The 20,432-nt window shown below is 64.4% G+C and carries 18 protein-coding genes; 4 read left to right on the top strand and 14 right to left on the bottom strand.

Annotated elements, in window-relative coordinates; translation table 11 throughout:
- Window positions 1–288: 288 nt before the first annotated feature.
- Together AC3WON_RS16325 and AC3WON_RS16320 are read left to right on the top strand one after the other, a co-directional pair.
- On the top strand, window positions 289–1,251 hold the full coding sequence (locus tag AC3WON_RS16325) for a phosphate acetyltransferase (protein WP_492352268.1): 963 nt from the start codon (window positions 289–291) through the stop codon (window positions 1,249–1,251).
- 47 nt (window positions 1,252–1,298) lie between these two features.
- Window positions 1,299–2,534 carry an acetate/propionate family kinase gene (locus tag AC3WON_RS16320; protein WP_492317561.1) on the top strand — a complete coding sequence of 412 codons (1,236 nt, stop codon included), beginning with the start codon at window positions 1,299–1,301 and terminating at the stop codon, window positions 2,532–2,534.
- Between the two features lies 1 nt (window position 2,535).
- On the opposite strand, the gene AC3WON_RS16315 is transcribed toward AC3WON_RS16320, so the two are convergent.
- Both AC3WON_RS16315 and AC3WON_RS16310 read right to left on the bottom strand, forming a co-directional pair.
- Window positions 2,536–3,357: a tyrosine-protein phosphatase gene (locus AC3WON_RS16315; protein WP_492317562.1), complete on the bottom strand. Its 822-nt coding sequence runs from the start codon at window positions 3,355–3,357 to the stop codon at window positions 2,536–2,538.
- A gap of 50 nt (window positions 3,358–3,407) precedes the next feature.
- A complete protein-coding gene (locus AC3WON_RS16310; RefSeq protein WP_010811526.1) occupies window positions 3,408–3,653 on the bottom strand; it encodes a hypothetical protein in 246 nt (81 codons plus the stop codon).
- Window positions 3,654–4,086: 433 nt separating this feature from the next.
- On the opposite strand from AC3WON_RS16310, the gene AC3WON_RS16305 reads away from it, so the two are divergent.
- Entirely contained in the window at window positions 4,087–5,610 is a 1,524-nt protein-coding gene (locus AC3WON_RS16305; protein WP_492352263.1) for a DASS family sodium-coupled anion symporter, read from the top strand.
- Between the two features lie 181 nt (window positions 5,611–5,791).
- The gene (locus tag AC3WON_RS16300) at window positions 5,792–6,487 is read left to right on the top strand and encodes a transglycosylase domain-containing protein (protein WP_316153245.1); all 696 of its coding nucleotides are present in this window, start codon (window positions 5,792–5,794) and stop codon (window positions 6,485–6,487) included.
- 46 nt (window positions 6,488–6,533) lie between these two features.
- Here the strand turns inward: AC3WON_RS16300 and AC3WON_RS16295 are convergent, their stop codons facing one another.
- From AC3WON_RS16295 to AC3WON_RS16240, 12 genes are all read right to left on the bottom strand, one after another.
- On the bottom strand, window positions 6,534–7,253 hold the full coding sequence (locus tag AC3WON_RS16295) for a TagF domain-containing protein (protein ID WP_492352262.1): 720 nt from the start codon (window positions 7,251–7,253) through the stop codon (window positions 6,534–6,536).
- A complete protein-coding gene (tssM, locus tag AC3WON_RS16290) occupies window positions 7,250–11,074 on the bottom strand; it encodes a type VI secretion system membrane subunit TssM (protein WP_492352261.1) in 3,825 nt (1,274 codons plus the stop codon). The genes AC3WON_RS16295 and tssM overlap by 4 nt, the downstream gene beginning before the upstream one ends.
- 19 nt (window positions 11,075–11,093) lie before the next feature.
- Window positions 11,094–12,332 carry a type VI secretion system protein TssL, long form gene (tssL, locus tag AC3WON_RS16285; RefSeq protein ID WP_492317566.1) on the bottom strand — a complete coding sequence of 413 codons (1,239 nt, stop codon included), beginning with the start codon at window positions 12,330–12,332 and terminating at the stop codon, window positions 11,094–11,096.
- A gap of 56 nt (window positions 12,333–12,388) precedes the next feature.
- A complete protein-coding gene (gene tssK, locus AC3WON_RS16280; RefSeq protein WP_492352260.1) occupies window positions 12,389–13,732 on the bottom strand; it encodes a type VI secretion system baseplate subunit TssK in 1,344 nt (447 codons plus the stop codon).
- Window positions 13,733–13,736: 4 nt separating this feature from the next.
- Window positions 13,737–14,294: a type VI secretion system lipoprotein TssJ gene (tssJ, locus tag AC3WON_RS16275; RefSeq protein WP_492317568.1), complete on the bottom strand. Its 558-nt coding sequence runs from the start codon at window positions 14,292–14,294 to the stop codon at window positions 13,737–13,739.
- Complete coding sequence (locus tag AC3WON_RS16270) at window positions 14,281–14,619, bottom strand: PAAR domain-containing protein (protein WP_492317569.1); 339 nt, start codon at window positions 14,617–14,619, stop codon at window positions 14,281–14,283. The genes tssJ and AC3WON_RS16270 overlap by 14 nt, the downstream gene beginning before the upstream one ends.
- On the bottom strand, window positions 14,619–15,089 hold the full coding sequence (gene yiaA, locus AC3WON_RS16265) for an inner membrane protein YiaA (RefSeq protein ID WP_492317570.1): 471 nt from the start codon (window positions 15,087–15,089) through the stop codon (window positions 14,619–14,621). Before yiaA ends, AC3WON_RS16270 begins: the two co-directional genes overlap by 1 nt.
- Before the next feature lie 67 nt (window positions 15,090–15,156).
- The gene (locus AC3WON_RS16260) at window positions 15,157–17,562 is read right to left on the bottom strand and encodes a T6SS phospholipase effector Tle1-like catalytic domain-containing protein (protein WP_492352259.1); all 2,406 of its coding nucleotides are present in this window, start codon (window positions 17,560–17,562) and stop codon (window positions 15,157–15,159) included.
- Window positions 17,559–18,293 (bottom strand): DUF3304 domain-containing protein, encoded by a 735-nt coding sequence (locus AC3WON_RS16255; protein ID WP_492340239.1) that lies wholly within the window; start codon window positions 18,291–18,293, stop codon window positions 17,559–17,561. The genes AC3WON_RS16260 and AC3WON_RS16255 overlap by 4 nt, the downstream gene beginning before the upstream one ends.
- Window positions 18,290–18,922, bottom strand: coding sequence for a DUF3304 domain-containing protein (locus tag AC3WON_RS16250; protein WP_492340238.1), 633 nt, complete (start codon window positions 18,920–18,922; stop codon window positions 18,290–18,292). The genes AC3WON_RS16255 and AC3WON_RS16250 overlap by 4 nt, the downstream gene beginning before the upstream one ends.
- A 97-nt stretch (window positions 18,923–19,019) precedes the next feature.
- Window positions 19,020–19,754, bottom strand: coding sequence for a DUF3304 domain-containing protein (locus AC3WON_RS16245; protein ID WP_492340237.1), 735 nt, complete (start codon window positions 19,752–19,754; stop codon window positions 19,020–19,022).
- Window positions 19,751–20,305: a DUF3304 domain-containing protein gene (locus tag AC3WON_RS16240; protein ID WP_492317572.1), complete on the bottom strand. Its 555-nt coding sequence runs from the start codon at window positions 20,303–20,305 to the stop codon at window positions 19,751–19,753. The genes AC3WON_RS16245 and AC3WON_RS16240 overlap by 4 nt, the downstream gene beginning before the upstream one ends.
- Window positions 20,306–20,432: the final 127 nt, after the last annotated feature.

The raw sequence follows: 20,432 nt of genomic DNA, 5'->3' as shown, positions 1-20,432 counted from the left end.
CGGAGTGACGCATGTTGCTATGCAACAAAGCCAAGCGTACCAGCCGCTGCCATGCGGTGCAACCCAGAGACCGGTTGCGCGCAATGCCACACTGTTGGTGCGCCGCGCGGTCATCGACTGGAAAGACTCGTCGCCTATACTGGCGCAGGGCGCTTTGCGCATTGCAGCAATCGCGCACCCGCGCGCGGCCGGCGCCAGGCTCGACGCAATGACGCGGGCCGGGTACCCTAGCCGCTGCCTCGCTCACGGAACATCGTCATGACCGCTGCCTCGCCTGCCACGTCCGCCATGTCCGAACTTGCCGCGCCCGCCGCAGACGCGCCGGACAAATACGCCACACTGCTGGCGCGCTGCGCGGGGCTGCCGCCCATCCCCACCGCGGTGGCGCATCCGTGCGACGCCGCCTCGCTGGGCGGCGCGCTGCAAGCGGCGGAACTGGGCCTGATCGTGCCGATCCTGGTGGGCCCTGCCGCGCGCATCCGGCAGGTGGCGGCAGAGCACGGCATGGCGCTGGGCAACACCATCGTCATCGACACGGCGCACAGCCACGACTCGGCCGAACGCGCGGTCGAAGCCGTGCGCGCCGGCGACGCCGAGCTGCTGATGAAGGGCAGCCTGCACACCGACGAGCTGCTGCACGCGGTCACTGCCACGGCCAGCGGGCTGCGCACCGGGCGGCGCCTGTCGCATGTGTTCGCAATGGACGTGCCGCGCTACCACAAGCCGCTGTTCATCACCGATGCGGCGGTCAACATCTTCCCCACGCTCAACGAGAAGGCAGATATCTGCCGCAATGCCATCGACCTGGTGCGCATGCTGGGCATCGAGCAGCCCAAGGTGGCGATCCTGTCGGCAGTGGAAACCGTCACCGACAAGATCCCCTCCACCATCGACGCCGCGGCGCTGTGCACCATGGCACGGCGCGGCCAGATCACCGGCGGCATGCTGGACGGCCCGCTCGCCTTCGACAACGCCATCAGCCGCGAGGCCGCCATCACCAAGGGCATCGACTCGGACGTGGCCGGCGACCCCGACATCCTGCTGGTGCCGGACCTGGAAGCGGGCAATATGCTGGCCAAGCAGCTGACCTTCCTGGCCGGCGCCGAAGCCGCCGGCATCGTGCTGGGCGCGCGCGTGCCCATCATCCTCACCAGCCGGGCCGACAGCGTGCGCGCGCGCATCGGCAGCTGCGCCATTGCCGTGCTGCTGGCCCATGCGCGCCGCAGCGCCGCAGCCGCGGCGCAGGTCTGAGCCGTGCCCGTGCAGCCCTTGCGCAACCACTTGGGAGTCCCTCCAGCGTGACCGCCATCCATCCCGCCGTGCATCCCGTCATCCTCGTTGTCAACGCCGGCTCGTCCAGCGTCAAGGTCTCGGTCTACGCCGTGCCCGACGCCGCGCATGGCAATGCCGACATCAACCCGGTGCTGAGCGCGCACGGCCAGATCGAGGGCATCGGCGTGGCGCCGCGCCTGACCGCGCGCATGGCCGACGGGCGCGTGGTCGCCGACGAGACCTTCCCGCAGGCCCAGGTGGCCGACCACGACGCCGCCTTCCGCCTGGTGCGGCTGGTACTGAGCGTGGGCCTGCGCGACAACCCGCCGGTGGCGATCGGCCATCGCGTCGTACATGGCGGCGCCGACTATGCGCAGGCCGTGCGCATCGACGACGAGGTGATCGCAAAGCTGGAGGCACTGGTGCCGCTGGCACCGCTGCACCAGCCGCACAACCTGACTGCCATCCGCGCGGTGCGCGAAGCCGTGCCGGACCTGCTGCAGGTGGCCTGCTTCGACACCGCCTTCCATGCCGGCCACGACGTGCTGGCGCAGCTGATGGCGCTGCCCTACGCGTACTACGAGCGCGGCATCCGGCGCTACGGCTTCCACGGACTGTCGTACGAGTACATCGCGCGCCGGCTGCGCCAGGTCGCGCCCGACCTGGCCGAGGGCCGCGTGATCGTGGCGCACCTGGGCAACGGCGCCAGCCTGTGCGCCATGCGCAACGGCCGCAGCGTGGAAAGCACCATGGGCCTGACCGCGCTCGACGGCCTGCCCATGGGCACGCGCTGCGGCTCGGTCGATCCCGGCGCGCTGCTGTGGCTGGCGCAGCAGGGCATGAAGCCGGCCGAGATCCAGGCGATGCTGTACCAGGAATCCGGGCTGAAGGGACTGTCAGGCGTGAGCAGCGACATGCGCGCGCTGCTGGCCAGCGATGCGCCGCGCGCGCGGCTGGCGCTGGACTTCTACGCCTACCGCGCCGCGCAGGAGATCGGCAAGCTCGCCACCACGCTGGGCGGCCTTGACGCGCTGGTGTTCACCGCGGGCATCGGCGCCAACTCGCCGCCGGTGCGCGCACGCACCTGCGAACACCTGGCGGGCCTGTTCGGCATCGCGCTCGACGGCGGCGCCAACGGCGAGAACAGCCAGCGCATCAGCCGCGACGACAGCCGCGTGCCGGTGCTGGTGCTGCCGACCGATGAAGAAGGGATGATTGCGCTGAACACCGCCCGCATCCTGCGCGGATGCGGGCAGCTCTGAGTCAGCCTGCCAGGTAGTGCCCGCGCAGCTGCGCGACGTCCACTTCGAGCGCGTCGCGCAGGTAGTTGTCGACGCTGCCCCAGCCCGCGTCGATGGCCTGCATCGACGCATCGAGATAGCTGGCGCGGACTTCCAGCAGCGGCGTCATCACTGCGGGGGCCACGCCAAGCCCGGCCATGCGCGCCAGCGCAGACTGGTTGAACTGCGCATTGCGCTGGTTCGACTCCAGGTAGTTGGCCAGGATATCGTCCTGCGCCACGCCCAGCGCCGCCAGCAACAACAGTGCGGCAAAGCCGGTGCGATCCTTGCCGGCGGTGCAGTGGAACAGCAGCGTCTTGCCGCCCTGCGCGGTGCGCATGAAGCCGGCGAAGGCGTCGCGGTAGCGCACCGGGAAGTCGCCATAGACCTCCAGCATGAAGGCATCCATCTGTGCCGGCGTGCTGGCGCGCAGGCGCGGCATCAGCACGTCCATCGCCATGCTGCCCTCCAGCACCGGCGCCGCCACCCAGTGGAAGCGCTGGCCGAAGGCGGCCTCTTCAGGCGACTTCTCGCCGGGCGAACGGAAATCCACCACCATGTCGAGCCCGAGCGTCTGCAGCCGCTCCAGGTCCGCCGCGCTGGCCAGCGCGGGGTTGCCGCTGCGGTACAGGCGCCCCTGGCGCACGCGGCGTCCGCCCGCGCCGGCCAGGCCGCCCAGGTCGCGCGCATTGCTGATGGTGTCGAATGCCAGGTCATGCCGGCCCTGCACGCTGGCCGCGGCCGCAGCCTGCGGCACGACAGCATGGGCGGACAGGCATCCTGCGCGTTGAAGCCACTTGATCATTGTTCTTTCCCGATTGTCCTTGCGATGCGGGCCGATGCCGTGCCGGCGCTTCAGCGCGCGCGGTACGCCGGCACATGCCAGCGCAGGTGGCAGCCGGCGATATAGCGCCGGTCCAGCCGCGCCACCAGCTTCCACACCGTCAGCGCACTGGCATCGATATCGACCCACGCCCACGGGTGCTTCGGGTCGCCCGCTTCCACCAGTTCCACCGAACGGATCTTCGCATACCGCGCCAGCGCCTCGCGCAGTGCCGCCGCGTCCAGGCCTGCTTTCAGTCCACGTACTAAAACCTTCATGGTCGGCTCCAATTATTTCAGATCACTCCCGCTCATGCATCACCCGGCCGGGGCCCTGGTGGCGCGCTTGCGCACACACACCGCCGCCAGCCTTATGTGGCGAGCTTCTCACTGGTATGACGCCTGCGGCGACTCGGGTATCCATTGATCATGCGTGGACTTGATCCTGCTCATGGCGGGCGGAAATAGCTTGGGATCGCCCTCGACAGGGCCGGCTGCCGGTCGGAAAATTCCTATCATGTCGAACGCGGCGGCCACGCCAGCAGCGAGGCCGCTCCGGGCACACCGCACACGGATGCCGTCTCGCGACCGACACCTGCCTGTCCTGCCGGCCGCGCTGTCCCAGCGCCGGCGCGCCGCACTGTCCGCCGAGAGCCGTCCGAGCCAGGTGCACCCGGGTACCGACCAGGACCACCAACCAAGGATGCCGGCGATGACAGATACTTCCGCCTCCCCCCCTTCCGCCCCTTCCGCCGCGGCTGCCCAGGCTGTCGTGCCGGCGCCGAAACTCACGCTGCACTGGGGCCTGTTCGCCGCCGTTGCCGCGTTGCTGGCGGTCCTGGCGATTCCGCAGCCCGAAGGCCTGACCGTCGCCGGCCAGCGCATGCTGGCGATCCTCGCCTTCGCCATCGTGGTGTGGATCACCGAGGCGGTGTCATATGAGACCAGCGCCATCATGATCACCTCGCTGATGGCGGGGCTGATCGGCTTTGCGCCGACCGTCAACGACCCCTCGGTGCAGTACGGCACCTCGAAAGCGCTCGGCATGGCGCTGGCCGGGTTCTCCAACACTGCGCTGGCACTGGTCGCCGCGGCGCTGTTCATCTCCGCGGCGATGACCGTGACCGGGCTGGACCGGCGCATCGCGCTGGTGACGCTGTCTGCCATTGGCACCAGCACGCGCCGCATCCTGATCGGCACGATCGCCGTCACCATCGCGCTGAGCCTGGTGGTGCCCAGCGCCACCGCGCGCAGTGCGTGCGTGGTGCCGATCATGATGGGCGTGATTGCAGCGTTCGGCGTCGACAAGAAGTCCAATATCGCCGCCGGCATCATGATCACGGTGGCGCAGGCCACCAGCATCTGGAACGTCGGCATCCAGACTGCCGCGGCGCAGAACCTGCTGACGGTGGGCTTCATGGACAAGCTGCTGGGCGAGCGCATCACCTGGCTGCAATGGCTGATCGCGGGCGCGCCATGGGCCATCGCAATGTCGGTGGTGCTGTATTTCCTGGTGCGCTTGCTGCTGCCCGCCGAAACCGACGCCATCCCCGGCGGCAAGGAAGCCGTGCAGCGCGAGCTGTCGGCCCTCGGCCCCATGAGCGCGCCGCAGAAGCGGCTGGCCGCGGTATCGCTGGGCCTGCTGCTGTTCTGGGCCACCGAAGGCAAGCTGCACAGCTTCGACACCGCCACCGTGACCTTCGTCGGCCTGGTGATCCTGATGATGCCGCGCATCGGCGTGATGGACTGGAAGACCATGCAGCAACGCACGCCGTGGGGCACGCTGATCGTGTTCGGCGTCGGCATCAGCCTGGGCACGGCGCTGCTGTCCACCAACGCCGGCCAGTGGCTGGGGCAGTTCGTGGTCACGCACTCCGGGCTGGCGGCGCACGGCGCGCTGCTGGTGTTTGCGATCCTGTCGGCCTTCCTGATCCTGATCCATCTCGGCTTTGCCAGCGCCACCGCGCTGACCGCGGCACTGCTGCCAATCCTGATCGCGGTGCTGCAGACACTGCCCGGCGACATCAACCGCGTGGGCATGACCATGCTGCTGGGCTTTACCGTCAGCTTCGGCTTTATCCTGCCGATCAACGCGCCGCAGAACATGGTGTGCCTGGGCACGGAAACCTTCAACGGCCGCCAGTTCGCGCGCATCGGCATCCCCGTGACGATCATCGGCTACGCCATGATGCTGCTGTTCGCAGCCACCTACTGGCGCTGGCTGGGCTGGGTCTGAGGAGGCACCATCCAGCCGGACAACCCGCTGCGGACCTGGGCCTGGACTGGCAGAGCGCCGAAGTCGAGGCTTTGATCCGGCCATCTGGCGCACTCGCTCAACGTGGCCGTGCCCACGGCCTGAAGACGCCGCCTGCGGCGGGACTCGCACCCTGCCGCACACGGCTGGCACAATACGTGCCATGAAAAGCCTCTGGTCCGCCTTCATCAAGCTGCTGGTGCTCGCCGTGATCGGCGGCGCGCTGCTGGCCGCCATCGCCATCCTGGCCGCCAACCGTCAGCTGCCGTCGCTCGACGCCCTCACCGCCTTCCGCCACACGCCCGACTACGTGCCCATCGGCAAGATCCCGCGCGAGCTGACCGACGCCGTGGTGGCGATCGAGGATGAGCGCTTCTACGTGCATGACGGCATCGACTACATCGGCGTCGTCCGTGCCGGCGTTGCCAACCTGTCGGACGAGCTGTCGCAGGGGGCATCGACCATCACCATGCAGGTGGCACGCAATTTCTACCTGTCGCGGGACAAGACCTATACCCGCAAGCTGTACGAGGTGCTGCTGTCATACCGGATCGAAAAGGCACTGACGAAGGACGAGATCCTGGAGCTGTACATGAACAAGATCTACCTGGGCCAGGGGGCGTATGGCTTTGCCGATGCGGCGCGGACTTACTTTGGCAAGCGGCTGGATCAGTTGACGCTGGCTGAGTGTGCGATGCTTGCCGGGCTGCCCAAGGCGCCGTCGGCTAATAATCCGGTGGCGAATCCGAGGCGGGCGCGGCAGCGGCAGGTTTATATCCTGCAGCGGATGCTGGAGCTTGGACGGATCTCGCGAGGAGAGTATGACGGGGCATTGCTGGAGCCGTTGAGGCTGAGGTAAGCCGTCGGTGATGGCGCTGGCAGAAGATTCCCCCCTGGAGGAAGGATCAGAGTCCGGCCGCGATCCGGCGAATGGAAGCAACGCCGTCAATTTCGATAGCGCAGTGCGCAGCGGACTGCCAAACGCTGCCAAGGCTGCCATCGCGCAACAGGCCCGGGGGCCAGTCGTCTCGCGTTGACTTTGGCCCGATAACGCCGTCGCTTGACGCGCCAGGCCGGGATGCATCGGCCAGCCGCCTGAGCGAAAGCTGGATACGATCCCGCCAACCAGGCCGGTGGCGGGCCCAGAGGTCATCTACCGCGGCAGCCAGGCCGGTTCGGCCCGCCATGCGCGTGTGGTCGTGCACGATTTGCACCAAATCGGTAAGCCACTGCGCGGGCGCGGCAAGGATATGACCGGCCCATTGCGCGCTCGCGGCCTGCCAGACCACCAGCGGATAGCGGCGCCCAACCCGGTCATGCGATGCAGCGAGGACACCGAGCAGGTAGCTGCTCTCGCTGGGAAACTGCAGGCCGCGCGGCCGCAGGATGAAGAGGCATGGTTCAGACGGGCGCAAGCGGGACTGAACCGAGAGACTGGGCGGGGTCAGGTGCAGCCAATGCCGGACGCTGCCGCCCGCGGAATGCGACGCCGCCCTCGCCGGGAATTCGTCGTCCCGATGATCGAACCAGCTCCGCCACGCCTGCACCTGGTCCAGCGACGCATTGTGGCGGACAAAGTCTCCCAGCGCTGGCAGCTTGCCGAAAATCGACGGCGCCGTGATCACCCGGACCTCCCGGGACACTGGAAGCCCTGCAGCAGCCCGGTGGTCCAGGGGTTGGCGAGGCTGCCGGTATTGATATCGAGCTTCGCCTTGCGGCCGTCGAAGTCATATTCGGCCATGAAGTGGCTGGCGCTAGCGGAGCCGGCGAGCCTGCCCTTGGCAATCACCCGCATCAGGGCCCACGGGCCGTTGGCGGCCAGCGTCGAGGTATCCGGACGAATCCGGGGGCTGGCAGTGATCTCAGCCCCTTGCCCGCCCCGCGGTCCCGGCCAGGTCACCTTGAGCGGGATGACCGGACCGTGCACGTAACGCTGGCTCTGTCCGTCGAAGTCCATGTTCAGCTCGACGATTTCGGGATCGAGTTCCACCACCTTCAGGTCCACCTTCCAGGCCATCTTCTTCGCTCCCGGATCCCGGAAGAACACTTCCCGGATTTCCCTGGCGCGCTGGAACGGCACCAGACTCGGGCCAGCCACGGGCGGCACGTCGGGGGCGGTCAACTTGTAGCGCCAAGGCGAGATGGTGGTATCCACGTGCGGCGCCAACACCTTCTGGAAAAAGTCGTCCAGCACTCCGCCCGCGGCGAAGACGCGCGCAAAGTCTTCCGGGTCCACGTCCTGCATCGACGTCGGCGTGAACGGATACTTGCCGTCGATGGCGCCGCGGCAGCTCTCGCCGATGACGGCGTCCATCTGCGCAATCAGGATATCGCCCACGCCCTTGTTGACGTCCCTGGCGCCCTGCACGACCAGGTCGGCCAGCACCGCCTGGAAGGGTGCCGGCAACTTCGCCGCCTCCATGCGCAACTGCTCGCCTGCGTCCGCGGGCGGCGGCAGGTTCCGGGTGCTCAGCGCGTTATTGGCCACTACCAGACTGGTGTAGTAAGCATTGACGATGCCGGCAATCGCATCCAGCTGCGGCTTGCCGGCGGTGTCCCGCGCGCCTGGCGCCGCCGCGTCGGCCTGGCCGGTAACCACTTCGCGCAGCGCGGCGAAGCGGTTATCGACCAGCTCGCGTTCCTGACGGGCCTCGGCACGCATGCTCAGAGCACTGGTTTTGTCGGCCTTCTTGTCCAGCGCTGACAACGCCTTCTCCGCAAGGGACTTTTCCTCGGGCTCGAGCGGGCGGCTGAGCGTCGTTTCTTGCACCGCTGCCCTGCCCAGCCGGGCAAGCGGTGAATCCGGCGCGGCAAAGTTGCGCAGGATCTCCAGGTCAAAGGCCAGGTTGCTTCCCGTCACGGTCCGGATGTCACCCAGAAACTTCTCCCAGTTCCGGGCATATTCGCTCAGGTAAAGGCGCCGGATCTCGCGCGTGAGCGGATCATTGCCCGTGAGCCGGCCGACGGCATTGTCAGCCGTTTTTTTTTGAGCGCCAGGCCCTGTTCCACGCCCCATCACCCAAATGTCGACCGCCTGCGCCCTGGCGACAAACTCCGGCAAGCGGACATTGAACAGGTCGTGGTAGCCGGCATAGGTAAAAAGCCCCGGAATACCGCGCTCCAGCGGCTCACCGCTGGCCCGGGTAAAGACCGTGCCGGCCTGGGGACCGACCGCGCGCACCAGCGTGAAATCCTGCGGTGCTTCTTCCATCATGGCCGCCTTGGCGCGGTCATACAGGCGTTCGACCGAGGTATCGCTGTCCAGGAAATCGCGCGCCGAGCGGATCAGTGCCTCGTTCTTTGCGTAGGGCGACAAGACCGGCCGGCTGCCATCGAGCAGGCTGTCCAGATGCTCCAGCACCGCCACGCGGCCACCAAAGGCATCCGCCCCGTTGCCCGTCGCCCAGTCGCTGCGCACCCAGCTACGCACGTCGGATGCGTTGAACTTGTCCTTGTCATGCAGCATCAGGTAGACCCGCAGGGTGTCGTAGGCCTGCTTGGCGTCGCGCTGACTGACCGCCGTTGACAGCACCGCTTCGACCCGGCGCACCAGGTACGGCACCAGCAGGTTGTCCTGCAACCTGGTATGGGTCAAGGTCGCGGCGCCCAGCACCGGCGCCACGCTGTACAGGCCGTAGCGCCAGTCGGCAGAAGGATTGACCAGATCCAGGCCGGCGTAGGCAGGCAGGTCGCGGGCCGCTCCCAACACCTCCGGCATCGAATCAGGCTGCGGCTTCTTGTAAAACGCCGTTACCGTGGCGGCCAGCGCCTTGGCTTTCTCCTGCACCACGTCAAGGTAGCTGCGGTTATGGCCGAAACTGGCATATAACGCCCCCACCAGCCACAGGAAGATCACCAACGCCAGCGCATGCCCGAGCAGGCGCAGCAGGCGGAAGCGGAATTCCCAGCGCAGGTTTGGCTTCACCATGTGGGCTTCCGGCACGATGATGCGTTTGAAGACATCCTGCAGGAAGTAGCTGCGGTTGCCGGCGGGCTGATCCGTGGCTGCGCCGGCAGCCTGGGTACCGGACTGTCCCGTGCCGCGCACCTGCCTGATGACAGTACCCGCATCCGCGACCACCGCCTCCCCGGTTTGCGCGGCGCTGGTGAAGTACACGCCGCGCAGCATTGCGTTCCGCTCGGTATCGTCGTACCGCGAATCCAGGAATATCTGCTCCAGCATCGCGACAAGCGGTTCTGTCACGCTCGCAAGCTCATCGCTCAGGGCGTACAGCGCCTTGCGCCGGCTCAGGTCAAATTCCTCATACAGCCGTCCGTCCAGCCCCGTCTCCAACCGCGTCACCAGAGACCGCATCTCCTCCCGGCACAGTGCGGAGACATCCACAGCGGGCTGTCCCCGCCGCCGCTTCGCCGCGACGGGCAAGGTGAAGCCCCAGGGCTGCGACCGCCCCTCGCTGGTCAGGTACTGGAAGTAGTCGGCAAAACCGGCGAGCTGGTCGAGCTTGGTCACCAGCACGTAGATGGGAAACTGGATACCCAACTCCTCGCGCAGTTCGGCCAGGCGTGCCCGGATCCTGGACGCTTCGGCCACCCGCGCCTCCTTGGAGTGCCGAAGCAGGTCCTCCACGCTGATGGTCACCAGCGCGCCGTTGATCGGGGCGCGGGGGCGATATTTGCGCAGCAGGCCGAGGAATCCCTTCCATTCTGCCGGGTCGATCGCCGAACCCGCTTCCTGCGCGGTGTAGCGGCCTGCCGTGTCGATCAGCACCGCCTCATTGGTGAACCACCAATCCGTCTGCTCGGTGCCATGCCGCGCGCGGGCCGCCAGGCTCATCTGCTCCGCGATGGGGAATTGCAGCCCGGCATTCAGCAACGCTGTCGTCTTGCCGGCCCCCGGCACGCCGAACATCATGTACCAGGGCAGTTCGTAGAGATAGCGGCGGCCCTCGAACAGGCGAGCAATCCGGCTACCGGTGCGCATGCTCCTGAGCTGCCCCAGCGCAGTCTGAATAGCCGCATTCAGCTTGGCGATTTCATCCCTGGCCACGACTTCCTGCCGCTTGCCGCCAAAGTTCAGCAGGCTCTCGACCAAGGTCTTGTCCGTGCGTGCGCGCTGCCAAAGCAGGTACAACAGGTACGCGGCAAATACAAACACAATCGCCGCGATCAGCAGAATACGCATCGAATCAGGCTTCAGCGGATGCGTGGCACCAATGGCCAGCAACGGGCCGGCATGCCAGATCAGCAGGCACAGCGCGGCGACTCCGATGGTGGAGACCGGCCAGCCAAGCAACCAGAACAGTGTCAGCGCCAGCAGCAGCACGATCAGCGTGACGCGCGCGCCGATGCCCGCCAGCGGATGCATGCCGTTGAAACCGAGAAGCGGCCCGATAAACCAGATGGCAGCCGCGACCATAAGCCCGGCAATGAGAGCGAGCGTCTGCCGGGAGAACAACACCGCACCAATACGTTTGAGGAATTCCATGCCTTGACCTTGACCCCGATTACTGCGTTACCACGATCTCGACCCGGCGATTCCTTGCCCGGGCGGCTGGCGACTTGTTGTCGGTAAGCGGCTCGGAATCGCCCTTACCAATCGCTTCAAGGCGACTCTTTGCGACGCCCTTGCTGGCCAGGTACTCGGTCACTGTCGCAGCGCGCTCTTCCGACAGCACCTGGTTTGACGGGTACCTGGCCGTTTTGATGGGAACGTTGTCGCTGTGACCGATCACCGTCACCTTGCCGGTGACCTTGTTGATCTCCGCAGCCACCTTGTCCAGCAACGGCAGGATCCTGTCGCTGACTTCGGCGCGGCCGCCGCCGAACATGTCATCACCGCGGAACGTTACGGCACTGCGCGCCGCATCCTCCTGTACGCTGACAACGCCACGCGCGATCTCGTCCTTGAGCAACGCTGCAAGGCGCAGTAACTTAGGCGGCTCCGGTGGTGCTGCCTTGCCGATGGCAAGTATCTGCTGCTCGAGATCGTGGGTGCGGAACAAGAGCTGGTACTTGTACCAGGCGAACAGGCCAAACACCGCCAGTGCCAGCACCGACACCGTGACCCATACCGGCACCGTGCGTAGCAGGCTGAGCCGCCCGGCGTCGGCGCCCCGCCAGTGCGGCGACAAGTCGCGCGGCACGCTTTCGCGTGCTCCGCTGATCAAGTGCAGGAGGCGTTGCCGGATCGCGTCGAGTGGACGATGGCCGTCAGTGTGGCCGGCATATCGGCCGAGGAAGCCGAGTGACAGGACGTGGTAGATCACTTCGATCACGTCGATGTGTTCGGCGGGCCGTTCAACGAGCCGGCCAAGCAAGTGGAACACGCGCTCGCCGCCATCGTTCTCGCCATGCAACTGGATCAGGAGACTGTTATTTGCCCAGGTATGCTGCCCCCATGGCGTGCCGTTCGCTGCTTCGTCCAGCGCCGTACAGAGAGCGTAGCGCGCGGCCAGGATATGCTCGCGACGAATATTGGCGCGTTCGCAGACGGCTTGAAAATCCCTCGCTTCCTGCACCAGCACTTCCTTCAACCGTTCGCCCTGTGCCGGTTGAAAGTCCATGGGCATATCGGCCAGGGCCCGCAGCAACGGGCGCGCAGCCGCCAGCAGCGGGTTGGTGGCGTGGCCGATTTCAGCTACCCGTTGCTCGACCGGCTTGCGCATGATCGGCCGGACTTCCGCCTCTTCCGTACGCGCGGGCTGCGATGTTCCACTTGGCGGCACGCTGGAGAACGCCTCCATCCATGGACTCGGAGCACCGCTGGACGCAACAGCCTCTGTATCGCGTGTATCGGGCTTCACTGCCGTACTCCCCACAATTCCATGCGCAACTCAGGGAAACTGCCTGCCACATGGAGAGCCAACCCACCGTAGCGCTCGACCTGCTCCCAGAGCGGGTGTTGCTGGGACAGTTCAAAGTAGACGAAGCCGGCGTTGAACGGAATCTGCCGTGGCGGCACCGGCAATGCCTGCAGGGGAATGCCGGGGAGGTGGGACCGGATCAGATCCGGCAGTCGCTCGGACGGCCCTACCTTGGTCTGCGCAGGAAACTGCTGCTGCAGGAGATCGGCAGGAACCTGGGCAGTGACCGCCAATACAAGGGTGGCGAAGCGGCCAAGTTCAATCGGATCAAGCACCGCCAGGCGCACGCCGTGCGCTTGCTCTTTGATCTCGATCCGTTGCGCGGCCCGCTCCAGGACTACATTGAGCAGAAGGCGGAGATCGTCCACCAACGGCTTCAGGCACAGATGCGGGGCGTCGTGCCGATAGGCGGCATGCTCCGCAGGTCGGCGGGTCTGCGTGCGCACGAATGTCGACAACTCACCCGACAGCGCAGCCAGATGCAGGTAGATCACCTCCGGTGAAGCAGCCTTAGCGGCCAACAGGTGGGTCAGGATCGGCTCGTATCGGTTCAGCAATTGGAGAATGAGGTATTCCGACACCTCGGCCGCGTCGCCGCCTCGCATGCTGGCAGCCGACAGGCGCTCGGCCATCGCGTCGGCCCTCAGGTGCAAGAGGCCGTGGATCTCGTTAAGCCACGTGTGAAGCAATGCGCTGGCCGTGTACACATTGACCGGCGGAATCACTGCCGAATCCAGCCGAGCGCTCCCATCTGCCCGAATCTCTGCCACTTTGGTCAGCGGCAGGCCAAGCCAGGACTCGGAAAGCTCCTTCTCCGGCAACAGCCGAAGACGCAAATCCGCCAGCTGCACCACCTTCGGCCCTTGCGCGATCGAATTGGCGTCCAGCAACTCCTGCTCGAAAGTCCGGTACCGTGCCAGCGAATCCGCGGCATCCTCGAAGTTCGTCTCTTCCGCATTGGGCGTCCGAATCGGGACCGCCAGATAGATGGTCTGATTCAGATGTTCGTGCTGGAGCGCGAGTGGCGCGGGCAGCGCGGCATGCGCCGGGGCATCAAAAGGCGTGCCGTCCTGAAAGATGCCAGCTGCGCTCGACACGACCAGTTTGCCAAGCGACAGTGCCTCGGCATCAATCGCAAGATGATGAAAGCCCCAGAAAAACGGACTGAGCGCCGCGCTGCGCTTATGCGCGTAGTGCTCAAGATAGCGTTCCTGCTGCTGAAAAAGTTGCGGGCGCAGAAACAGCCCTTCGCTCCAGACGACCTTGTTGTACCAGCTCATGGCTTCAATCACGTTTGGAAATGGTAATGGACTGCTGGTCCAACGAGACTTGCAGCTTGATCTTGCGTGCGGGGATGGCCGCGCGATACCACGCGGCCTCAGGGGCGGGGGGCAACTTGTAGACCGCTCTCCATGTCGCCTTGCCAAGCTCCCTGTACCCGACCAGGAACCCCAATGCCTGCGTGTCCGGATTGAGCTTGCGCTCGATGTCACGAGATTCGCCGGGGCGGAGAATGAACTCGTCGCGCACCAGCAGATCCTGCGTCAGCAGCGTCTTGTCAGCCTTTTCGAGCGTGAAGTAGTCGGCATTCTCGAAGGCGTTTTCCGTCTTGAGTTCGTACACACGAACCAGGACCGGCGACGCCCGCCCCTTGTCATCGGGGTTGACGGTGTCTTTGGCCAGCATGGCCAGATCAAGCCTCATCTGCTCGTTCCTGGCAGGTGCCGTGGAGCATCCGACGAGTACCACCCCTGTCAGCCAGAGGATCCCGGCCAGGCGGCACAGAGCCCTGCGCCGCCGGCATCCCGGATCTGCCGTCCGGCGCTGCTCAAACGCGTTCACCGTCCGTCCCATTGAGTTTGGAGATCAAGCTACAGCCGTTGCTGGTCAACATGCCATGCACGACCTGAGGTCGGCCATTTGACAATGTGGAACCGCGCACGCCGCCCACGATCACGCACGCCTTGTCACAGCGCATGCGCGCCCCCTGGAAGGTATAAGCGCGACCGCCGTCAGCAGTGTCCTGCGGCGATCCCTCTTCCACTGTCGCGCCACAGGTCGCTGTATCGCCCTGGCAGATATAGCCGAGTATTTCCATGGATTCTTCTGAAGATGGTGTTGCCAGCCCTGCCGCATGGACGCGACCGTTGATATCGTCCTCAGCCATCAGGCATCGGTCTGCTTGCTTGCGCCATCCTCCTGGAGACGGAACAACTCCGGCTCGATGATGGTCGGCCTGGCCGCCTGGATGTCGCGCGTGTTCTTCTGCACCGCAATGGCGCCGAACAGTGCCAGTGCGAACGACATGCCATAGAAGCCCTTCTCACTCAGGGCCAGCGTTGCATTGAACAAGCCGACACAAAGCAACAGCACCGCCAGAATGACCGAGAGCCAACTCAAACCGTAGTAGATGCCCGTCACGGGAACGCCCTCGAGTCTGTCGCGCACGCTCTTCTGGACCGAAACAGCGGCGAACAGGCCGTAGACCAGCACGGTGAAGTAGTAGCCGCGCTCATTCAGTTGCATATCGGCATTGAACAGGCCGATCAGGAATGCCAGAAAGCCAGCAAGCAGCGCCGACCAGGATGCTGCGACAAAGGCGAAGGAGGGTTGTTGTGAGTTGTGGTGCATGGTCATGGATAGATAGGCTGGTGAGTGAATAGGATCGGGAAAGCACGATGCATTTGCCGTCGCCTGGGCCTGGCTACAGGCGTGGAACTGGGAAGCTGGTCGGCAAGACTTTCTCGAGAACGCGTCTTCCTTCTGCCGCCGCGCCGTCCAGGATCGCGTCGACGCCCTTTGCTGCAGCATCGCCCACGGCATCAAGCGTTGCATCGCGAGTAGCCCTGACCTTCTTCTCGACGGCATTGGCCGCGTCGCGCATGGCGTCAAGCGTGCCTGGCATCGTGATGCCGAGGTGACGCACCCGGGTATCGTTGCCAACGAAAAACGTCCGCGCCCAGCCGTAGCCGCCTGGTGCGTACTCATGGAAATTCGGGACCCGGAACCACGCCCGGCTGTCGTGGATGTAGTCGTCGAACAGCTTGATCGCCGCCTTCTCCTGAATGGCGAACTGGTCCACAGCGGCTGCAGACGTCCACTTGCGCAGGTAGTCCCCCATTTCCGGGGCATGCTCCAGCACCACGTCGTCCTCGGGTGCATAAGCCGCGATTGCTGCGTACATCACGCGGACGTCCGACTTCACAAGAGCGACCAGGCTGGAGTCCGAGGCCGGACGATTCTGGCGCAAGACACACAGGTGTGGGCCAGAGTTCGTCATGGCTCCGGCCGTACTAGTGAGAATTGGACCCGCAATGCCGAATGGGAGTCCCTTCGCGACCTGACCAAGCGTCGCTGGCCGAGAAATCGTCTTGATGCTGGCCTGCCATTTGTCACGTTGATCCGGATGCAGCGATGCCAGCAGAAGACGAAAGTCCTCCGCGCCTTCCAGCAAATCAGTCTGGTCATTGGTGACGATCTCGTCCGCGCCTTCGCCCGGCCGGGCGTCCTCCGGCTTCTTGCCCGCAACCTGCGCATAGAGCACCTCTTCCCGGCGCTGAATCTCCAGTCGCTTGGAAACCAACTTCGCTTGTACAGCCCGCATCTGCGCCGAACCGGCGAGCATGGCTTTGATGTCTCCACGATAGCCAGCACTCTCCACCTCAGAGGCGATCTCTCCGCTTTCGCGCATCAGATCCTGCTGTTCGCGTCGAAGGCGTTGCAATACATCGTCCTGCTTCGCCACCTTCTTGTGCTCCTTCTCGACCTGATTCGGGGTGAGCTTGTCTTGCCGGCAGGCGGCAAAGAAGGGTTGATTGGCAAGATAGCTCCCGGTCCCAATTCGCGCGCGCAAGGTCCGCCACATCAGGTTCTGGCGCATGCCGAACTCCATGGCGTCTTCCACGGTTCTGATGGGGATGACCTTGTCCAGCCAGGCGTTGAATGCCTTGGCAACGTCCGGCGTTATCTGGAAATCCCCGGTCAGCTGGGCGGACTCCTTGATCTTGTCATGCAGCAACAAGGGGACACCAGCCTTCAGCGCCTCGATATACATGTCGTGCAGCGGAATCCGACTCAGCTTGTCGGAATCCCCCAGGCGCGCCTTGCCCTGCTCCCCCGCAACATAGCCGCCGCCTACGTCAGAATGCACGCCAGGATAGGCGACTTCAAGCAGCCTGGCTGCGTTCTGCGGGTAGCTATTGCCCATGCGCACGGTGTCCAGCGGGAAGCTCATGCGCTGTTCGTGGATGGAGAAGAAATGCACGCAACGCTTGACCGCGGCCGGGATGTTCAGATTCCCGCTCATGGCCCATGCGAAGTGTCCATCGAACTTGTCGGACTTGATCACACTATTGACGGAATCGGGCGGCCCGACCGAGGCCACGGTATCGAACAGACCGACGAAGTTCACCTCATAGGGAATGCTGCCGACGATCTTTTCATCCGGTGCCCATTCCTTCATGAGTTTGTTCACGAAGACGCGGGCCTCGGCGGCGCCACGCGAGAAGCCGAAGACGTTGATCCACGCCCTCTTGACGACGCGGTTGCGCTGGCCATCGTCCTTGCGGTTCTGCTGTGCAGCGCTCAGCATGCTCTCTCGCCGCATCAAATCCGGCGAAGCTCTCCCGACGTCGAGCGCTTCACAAATTCGGCGTGCTTCAGGATCGCTCATCAGCACCGCTTCCTTGGTTCCCAGAATCGATTCGTATATTGCAATCATCACCCGCGTGTACGCCCAGGCACAGCGTTTGGAAAAGCCTACTGCAAAGGACTTTCCCGATGTGCCATATGTTTCCTCCCCCAGTTCGGGAAACGGCGTGCCAACGCCAGCAATGTAGTACTTGAAGACATCCTGCTCGTGTCGGTCTATCGCAGCGGTGAACAACCGCGCGACGTTTGTATGCGATTGGCTTTTCGCATCGCGCCAAGGATTCTTGACGTCATCGTTATTGTTAGTGCCATCGAAGAAGAGGCTGATATGCAGCGTCCTCTCGCAGCTGCACTGTGGATCGGCTACCTTGCCGCAACCCAGGCTATAGGCCTCAGCACTGTCGGGCAGGCGACCAGTCTCCGTCTCCGGAGTCCTCTTCGGCCAGCGCAGTACGTTCATCTCACTCTCCCCGCAGGGCAATCGGTTGGCAGCGTCGGAAATTTGCAACGGCGCTCCGCGGCCTCACGATTAGCCTCTTTATCCACCACGCCCTGTACAACATAAGGGTCATCATCTGAAGGGTGAGTCTCGACACTGTTGTGCCCGTTCGCATTCCCGTCCCGGACCATTACTTTCACCCGATCATTTGGCAAGAAGATTGCCCACATGCCTGACGTCTCTCTTGCATACTGAGGAATCCTGGCTTCTGCCATGTAGTGAATCCCCGGCGTCTTGCCGTCCGGAACCTTCTCCACCTCCCAGCGGATTGTTACCTTCATGTCTGGCTTCCATACTTCCGGAATGCCGATACAGCACGTCTCTGCCCCTCCCCCGGCAGGGCCGTCGCCTTCTGCGCGCCAGATGTTGGGACCGCCTCCGCTCATGCCGTTGTCGCCGGTGATGCCGAAGCCCACGATATAGTGGGGCGTGTAGTTCAGTCCGCGCACACCGCCTGGGTTCACCACGTTCTGGTCGGCAAGCACCGAAGCATCACGAGCTTCTGCGGGAACTGCAGTACGCTCCGTACACGCCGGCAGTGCCGCCATCACAGCCAGCATGACCAGGGCCATCAGCGCACGACTTGTCGTCCGGAACCTCATCGCGACGTGCCTACTGTCAATGAGCCACCCTCGCTTCTCAGCCAGTCCATCGGACTTCGGCATCTTCTTTGGCCAACGTAGTATGCTCATTTCGCTCTCCTTTCGGGACAGTCTGTCGGCAACACCGGATACTTGCAGAGACGCTCCGCCGCCTCGCGATTGGCCTCTTCATCCACCTTGCCCTGCACTACGTATGGATCGCCGTCGTCAGGTCGGATGTTTAGGCTGTTGTAGCCACTGGCGTTTCCATCATTCACGATCACCTTGACTCGATCGTTAGGCAAAAATATCGCCCACATACCTCCTGTCTCCCTTGAGTACTGAGGAATCTCGCCGAACGCCTTGTAATGCACGGTCTCGGCCTTTCCGTCCATCACCTTGTCGACCTCCCACCGGATCGTGATCTTCATTCCGGGCTGCCACACCTCCGGTATGCCGATGCAGCACGTTTCCTTCCCGCCGCCTGCCGGCCGCTCATCGGCTGCGGGCATGATGTTCGGCCCTCCCCCGCTCATCCCGTTCTCTCCGCTGATGCCAAAGCCCGCAATGTAGTAAGGCGTGTAATTCAGCCCACTTACGCCCCCTGGATTCACCACGTTCTGATCGGCAAGCACCGAGGCAGCGCGAGCTTCGGCGGGGGCTGCAGTACGCTCCGTACACGCCGGCAATGCTGCCACCACAGCCAGCATGACCAGGGCCACCAGCGCACGACTTGTCATCCGGAACCTCATCGCGATGTCCCTACTGTCGATGAACCACCCTCGCTCTCAGCCAGTCCATCGGACTTCGGCATCTTCTTTGGCCAACGTAGTACGCTCATTTCGCTCTCCCTGCAGGGCAATCTGTCGGTAGCACGGGATACTTGCAGCGGCGCTCTGCAGCCTCGCGGTTCGCCGGTTCGTCCACCACCCCCTGAGCGACGTACGGATCATCGTCGCCGGGCCGCACGTTGAGGCTGTTGTGGCCGCTGGCATTCCCATCATTCACCATCACCTTGACTCGATCATTTGGCAAGAAAATCGCCCACATGCCGCCAGTGTCTCTTGAGTACTGCGGAACCTTCGCAACTGCCATGTAGTGAATCCCCGGCGTCTTGCCATCCGGAACCTTCTCCACCTCCCAGCGGATCGTTATCTTCATGTCCGGCTTCCATACTTCCGGAATGCCGATGCAACATGTTTCCTTTCCCCCACCTGCGGGGCCGTCGCCTTCTGCGCGCCAGATGTTGGGGCCGCCCCCGCTCATGCCGTTTTCACCGGTGATGCCGAAGCCCACGATATAGTGGGGCGTGTAGTTCAGTCCGCGCACACCGCCTGGGTTCACCACGTTCTGGTCGGCAAGCACCGAAGCATCACGAGCTTCGGCGGGGACTGCAGTACGCTCCGTACACGCCGGCAGTGCCGCCACCACAGCCAGCATGACCAGGGCCACCAGCGCACGACTTGTCATCCGGAACCTCATCGCGATGTGCCTACTGTCGATGAACCGCCCTCGCTTCTCAGCCAGTCCATCGGACTTCGGCATCTTCTTCGGCCAACGCGGTGCGCTCATTTCGCTCTCCCTGCAGGGCAATCTGTCGGTAGCACGGGATACTTGCAGCGGCGCCCTGCAGCCTCGCGGTTCGCCGGTTCGTCCACCACCCCCTGAGCGACGTACGGATCATCGTCGCCGGGCCGCACGTTGAGGCTGTTGTGGCCGCTGGCATTCCCATCATTCACCATCACCTTGACTCGATCATTTGGCAAGAAAATCGCCCACATGCCGCCAGTGTCTCTTGAGTACTGCGGAACCTTCGCAACTGCCATGTAGTGAATCCCTGGCGTCTTGCCATCCGGAACCTTCTCCACCTCCCAGCGGATCGTTATCTTCATGTCTGGCTTCCATACTTCCGGAATGCCGATACAGCACGTCTCCGCCCCTCCCCCGGCAGGGCCGTCACCTTCTGCGCGCCAGATGTTGGGGCCGCCCCCGCTCATGCCGTTCTCACCGGCGATGCCGAAGCCCACGATATAGTGAGGCGTGTAGTTCAGCCCGCTTACGCCGCCTGGGTTCACTACGTTCTGATCGGCGAGGGCCGGCACATCGCGAGCTTCGGCGGGCACTGCAGTACGCTCCTTGCACGCCTGCAGTGAAGCCGCAAGGGCCAGTACTAGCAAGGCCACCAGCGCACGGCATATCTCCCGGGTCCTCATCGCGACGCATCTCCTCTCAATGAACCACCCTCGCGTC

This window comes from Cupriavidus sp. FW305-46 (genome assembly GCF_058787075.1).
The sequence above is the reverse complement of the archived record's forward strand: the minus strand, read 5'-3'. Positions and strand labels throughout refer to the sequence as shown.

Excerpts from the sequence above, each read along its gene's own strand:
- AC3WON_RS16255 (WP_492340239.1), bottom strand. The coding sequence starts at position 18,293 with ATGAGCATACTACGTTGGCCAAAGAAGATGCCGAAGTCCGATGGACTG.
- yiaA (WP_492317570.1), bottom strand. The coding sequence starts at position 15,089 with ATGACCATGCACCACAACTCACAACAACCCTCCTTCGCCTTTGTCGCA.
- AC3WON_RS16245 (WP_492340237.1), bottom strand. The coding sequence starts at position 19,754 with ATGAGCGCACCGCGTTGGCCGAAGAAGATGCCGAAGTCCGATGGACTG.
- AC3WON_RS16310 (WP_010811526.1), bottom strand. The coding sequence starts at position 3,653 with ATGAAGGTTTTAGTACGTGGACTGAAAGCAGGCCTGGACGCGGCGGCA.
- AC3WON_RS16305 (WP_492352263.1), top strand. The coding sequence starts at position 4,087 with ATGACAGATACTTCCGCCTCCCCCCCTTCCGCCCCTTCCGCCGCGGCT.
- AC3WON_RS16270 (WP_492317569.1), bottom strand. The coding sequence starts at position 14,619 with ATGGCTGAGGACGATATCAACGGTCGCGTCCATGCGGCAGGGCTGGCA.
- tssL (WP_492317566.1), bottom strand. The coding sequence starts at position 12,332 with ATGGAGGCGTTCTCCAGCGTGCCGCCAAGTGGAACATCGCAGCCCGCG.
- AC3WON_RS16325 (WP_492352268.1), top strand. The coding sequence starts at position 289 with ATGTCCGAACTTGCCGCGCCCGCCGCAGACGCGCCGGACAAATACGCC.
- AC3WON_RS16300 (WP_316153245.1), top strand. The coding sequence starts at position 5,792 with ATGAAAAGCCTCTGGTCCGCCTTCATCAAGCTGCTGGTGCTCGCCGTG.
- tssM (WP_492352261.1), bottom strand. The coding sequence starts at position 11,074 with ATGGAATTCCTCAAACGTATTGGTGCGGTGTTGTTCTCCCGGCAGACG.
- AC3WON_RS16260 (WP_492352259.1), bottom strand. The coding sequence starts at position 17,562 with ATGAACGTACTGCGCTGGCCGAAGAGGACTCCGGAGACGGAGACTGGT.
- tssK (WP_492352260.1), bottom strand. The coding sequence starts at position 13,732 with ATGAGCTGGTACAACAAGGTCGTCTGGAGCGAAGGGCTGTTTCTGCGC.
- AC3WON_RS16315 (WP_492317562.1), bottom strand. The coding sequence starts at position 3,357 with ATGATCAAGTGGCTTCAACGCGCAGGATGCCTGTCCGCCCATGCTGTC.
- AC3WON_RS16250 (WP_492340238.1), bottom strand. The coding sequence starts at position 18,922 with ATGACAAGTCGTGCGCTGGTGGCCCTGGTCATGCTGGCTGTGGTGGCA.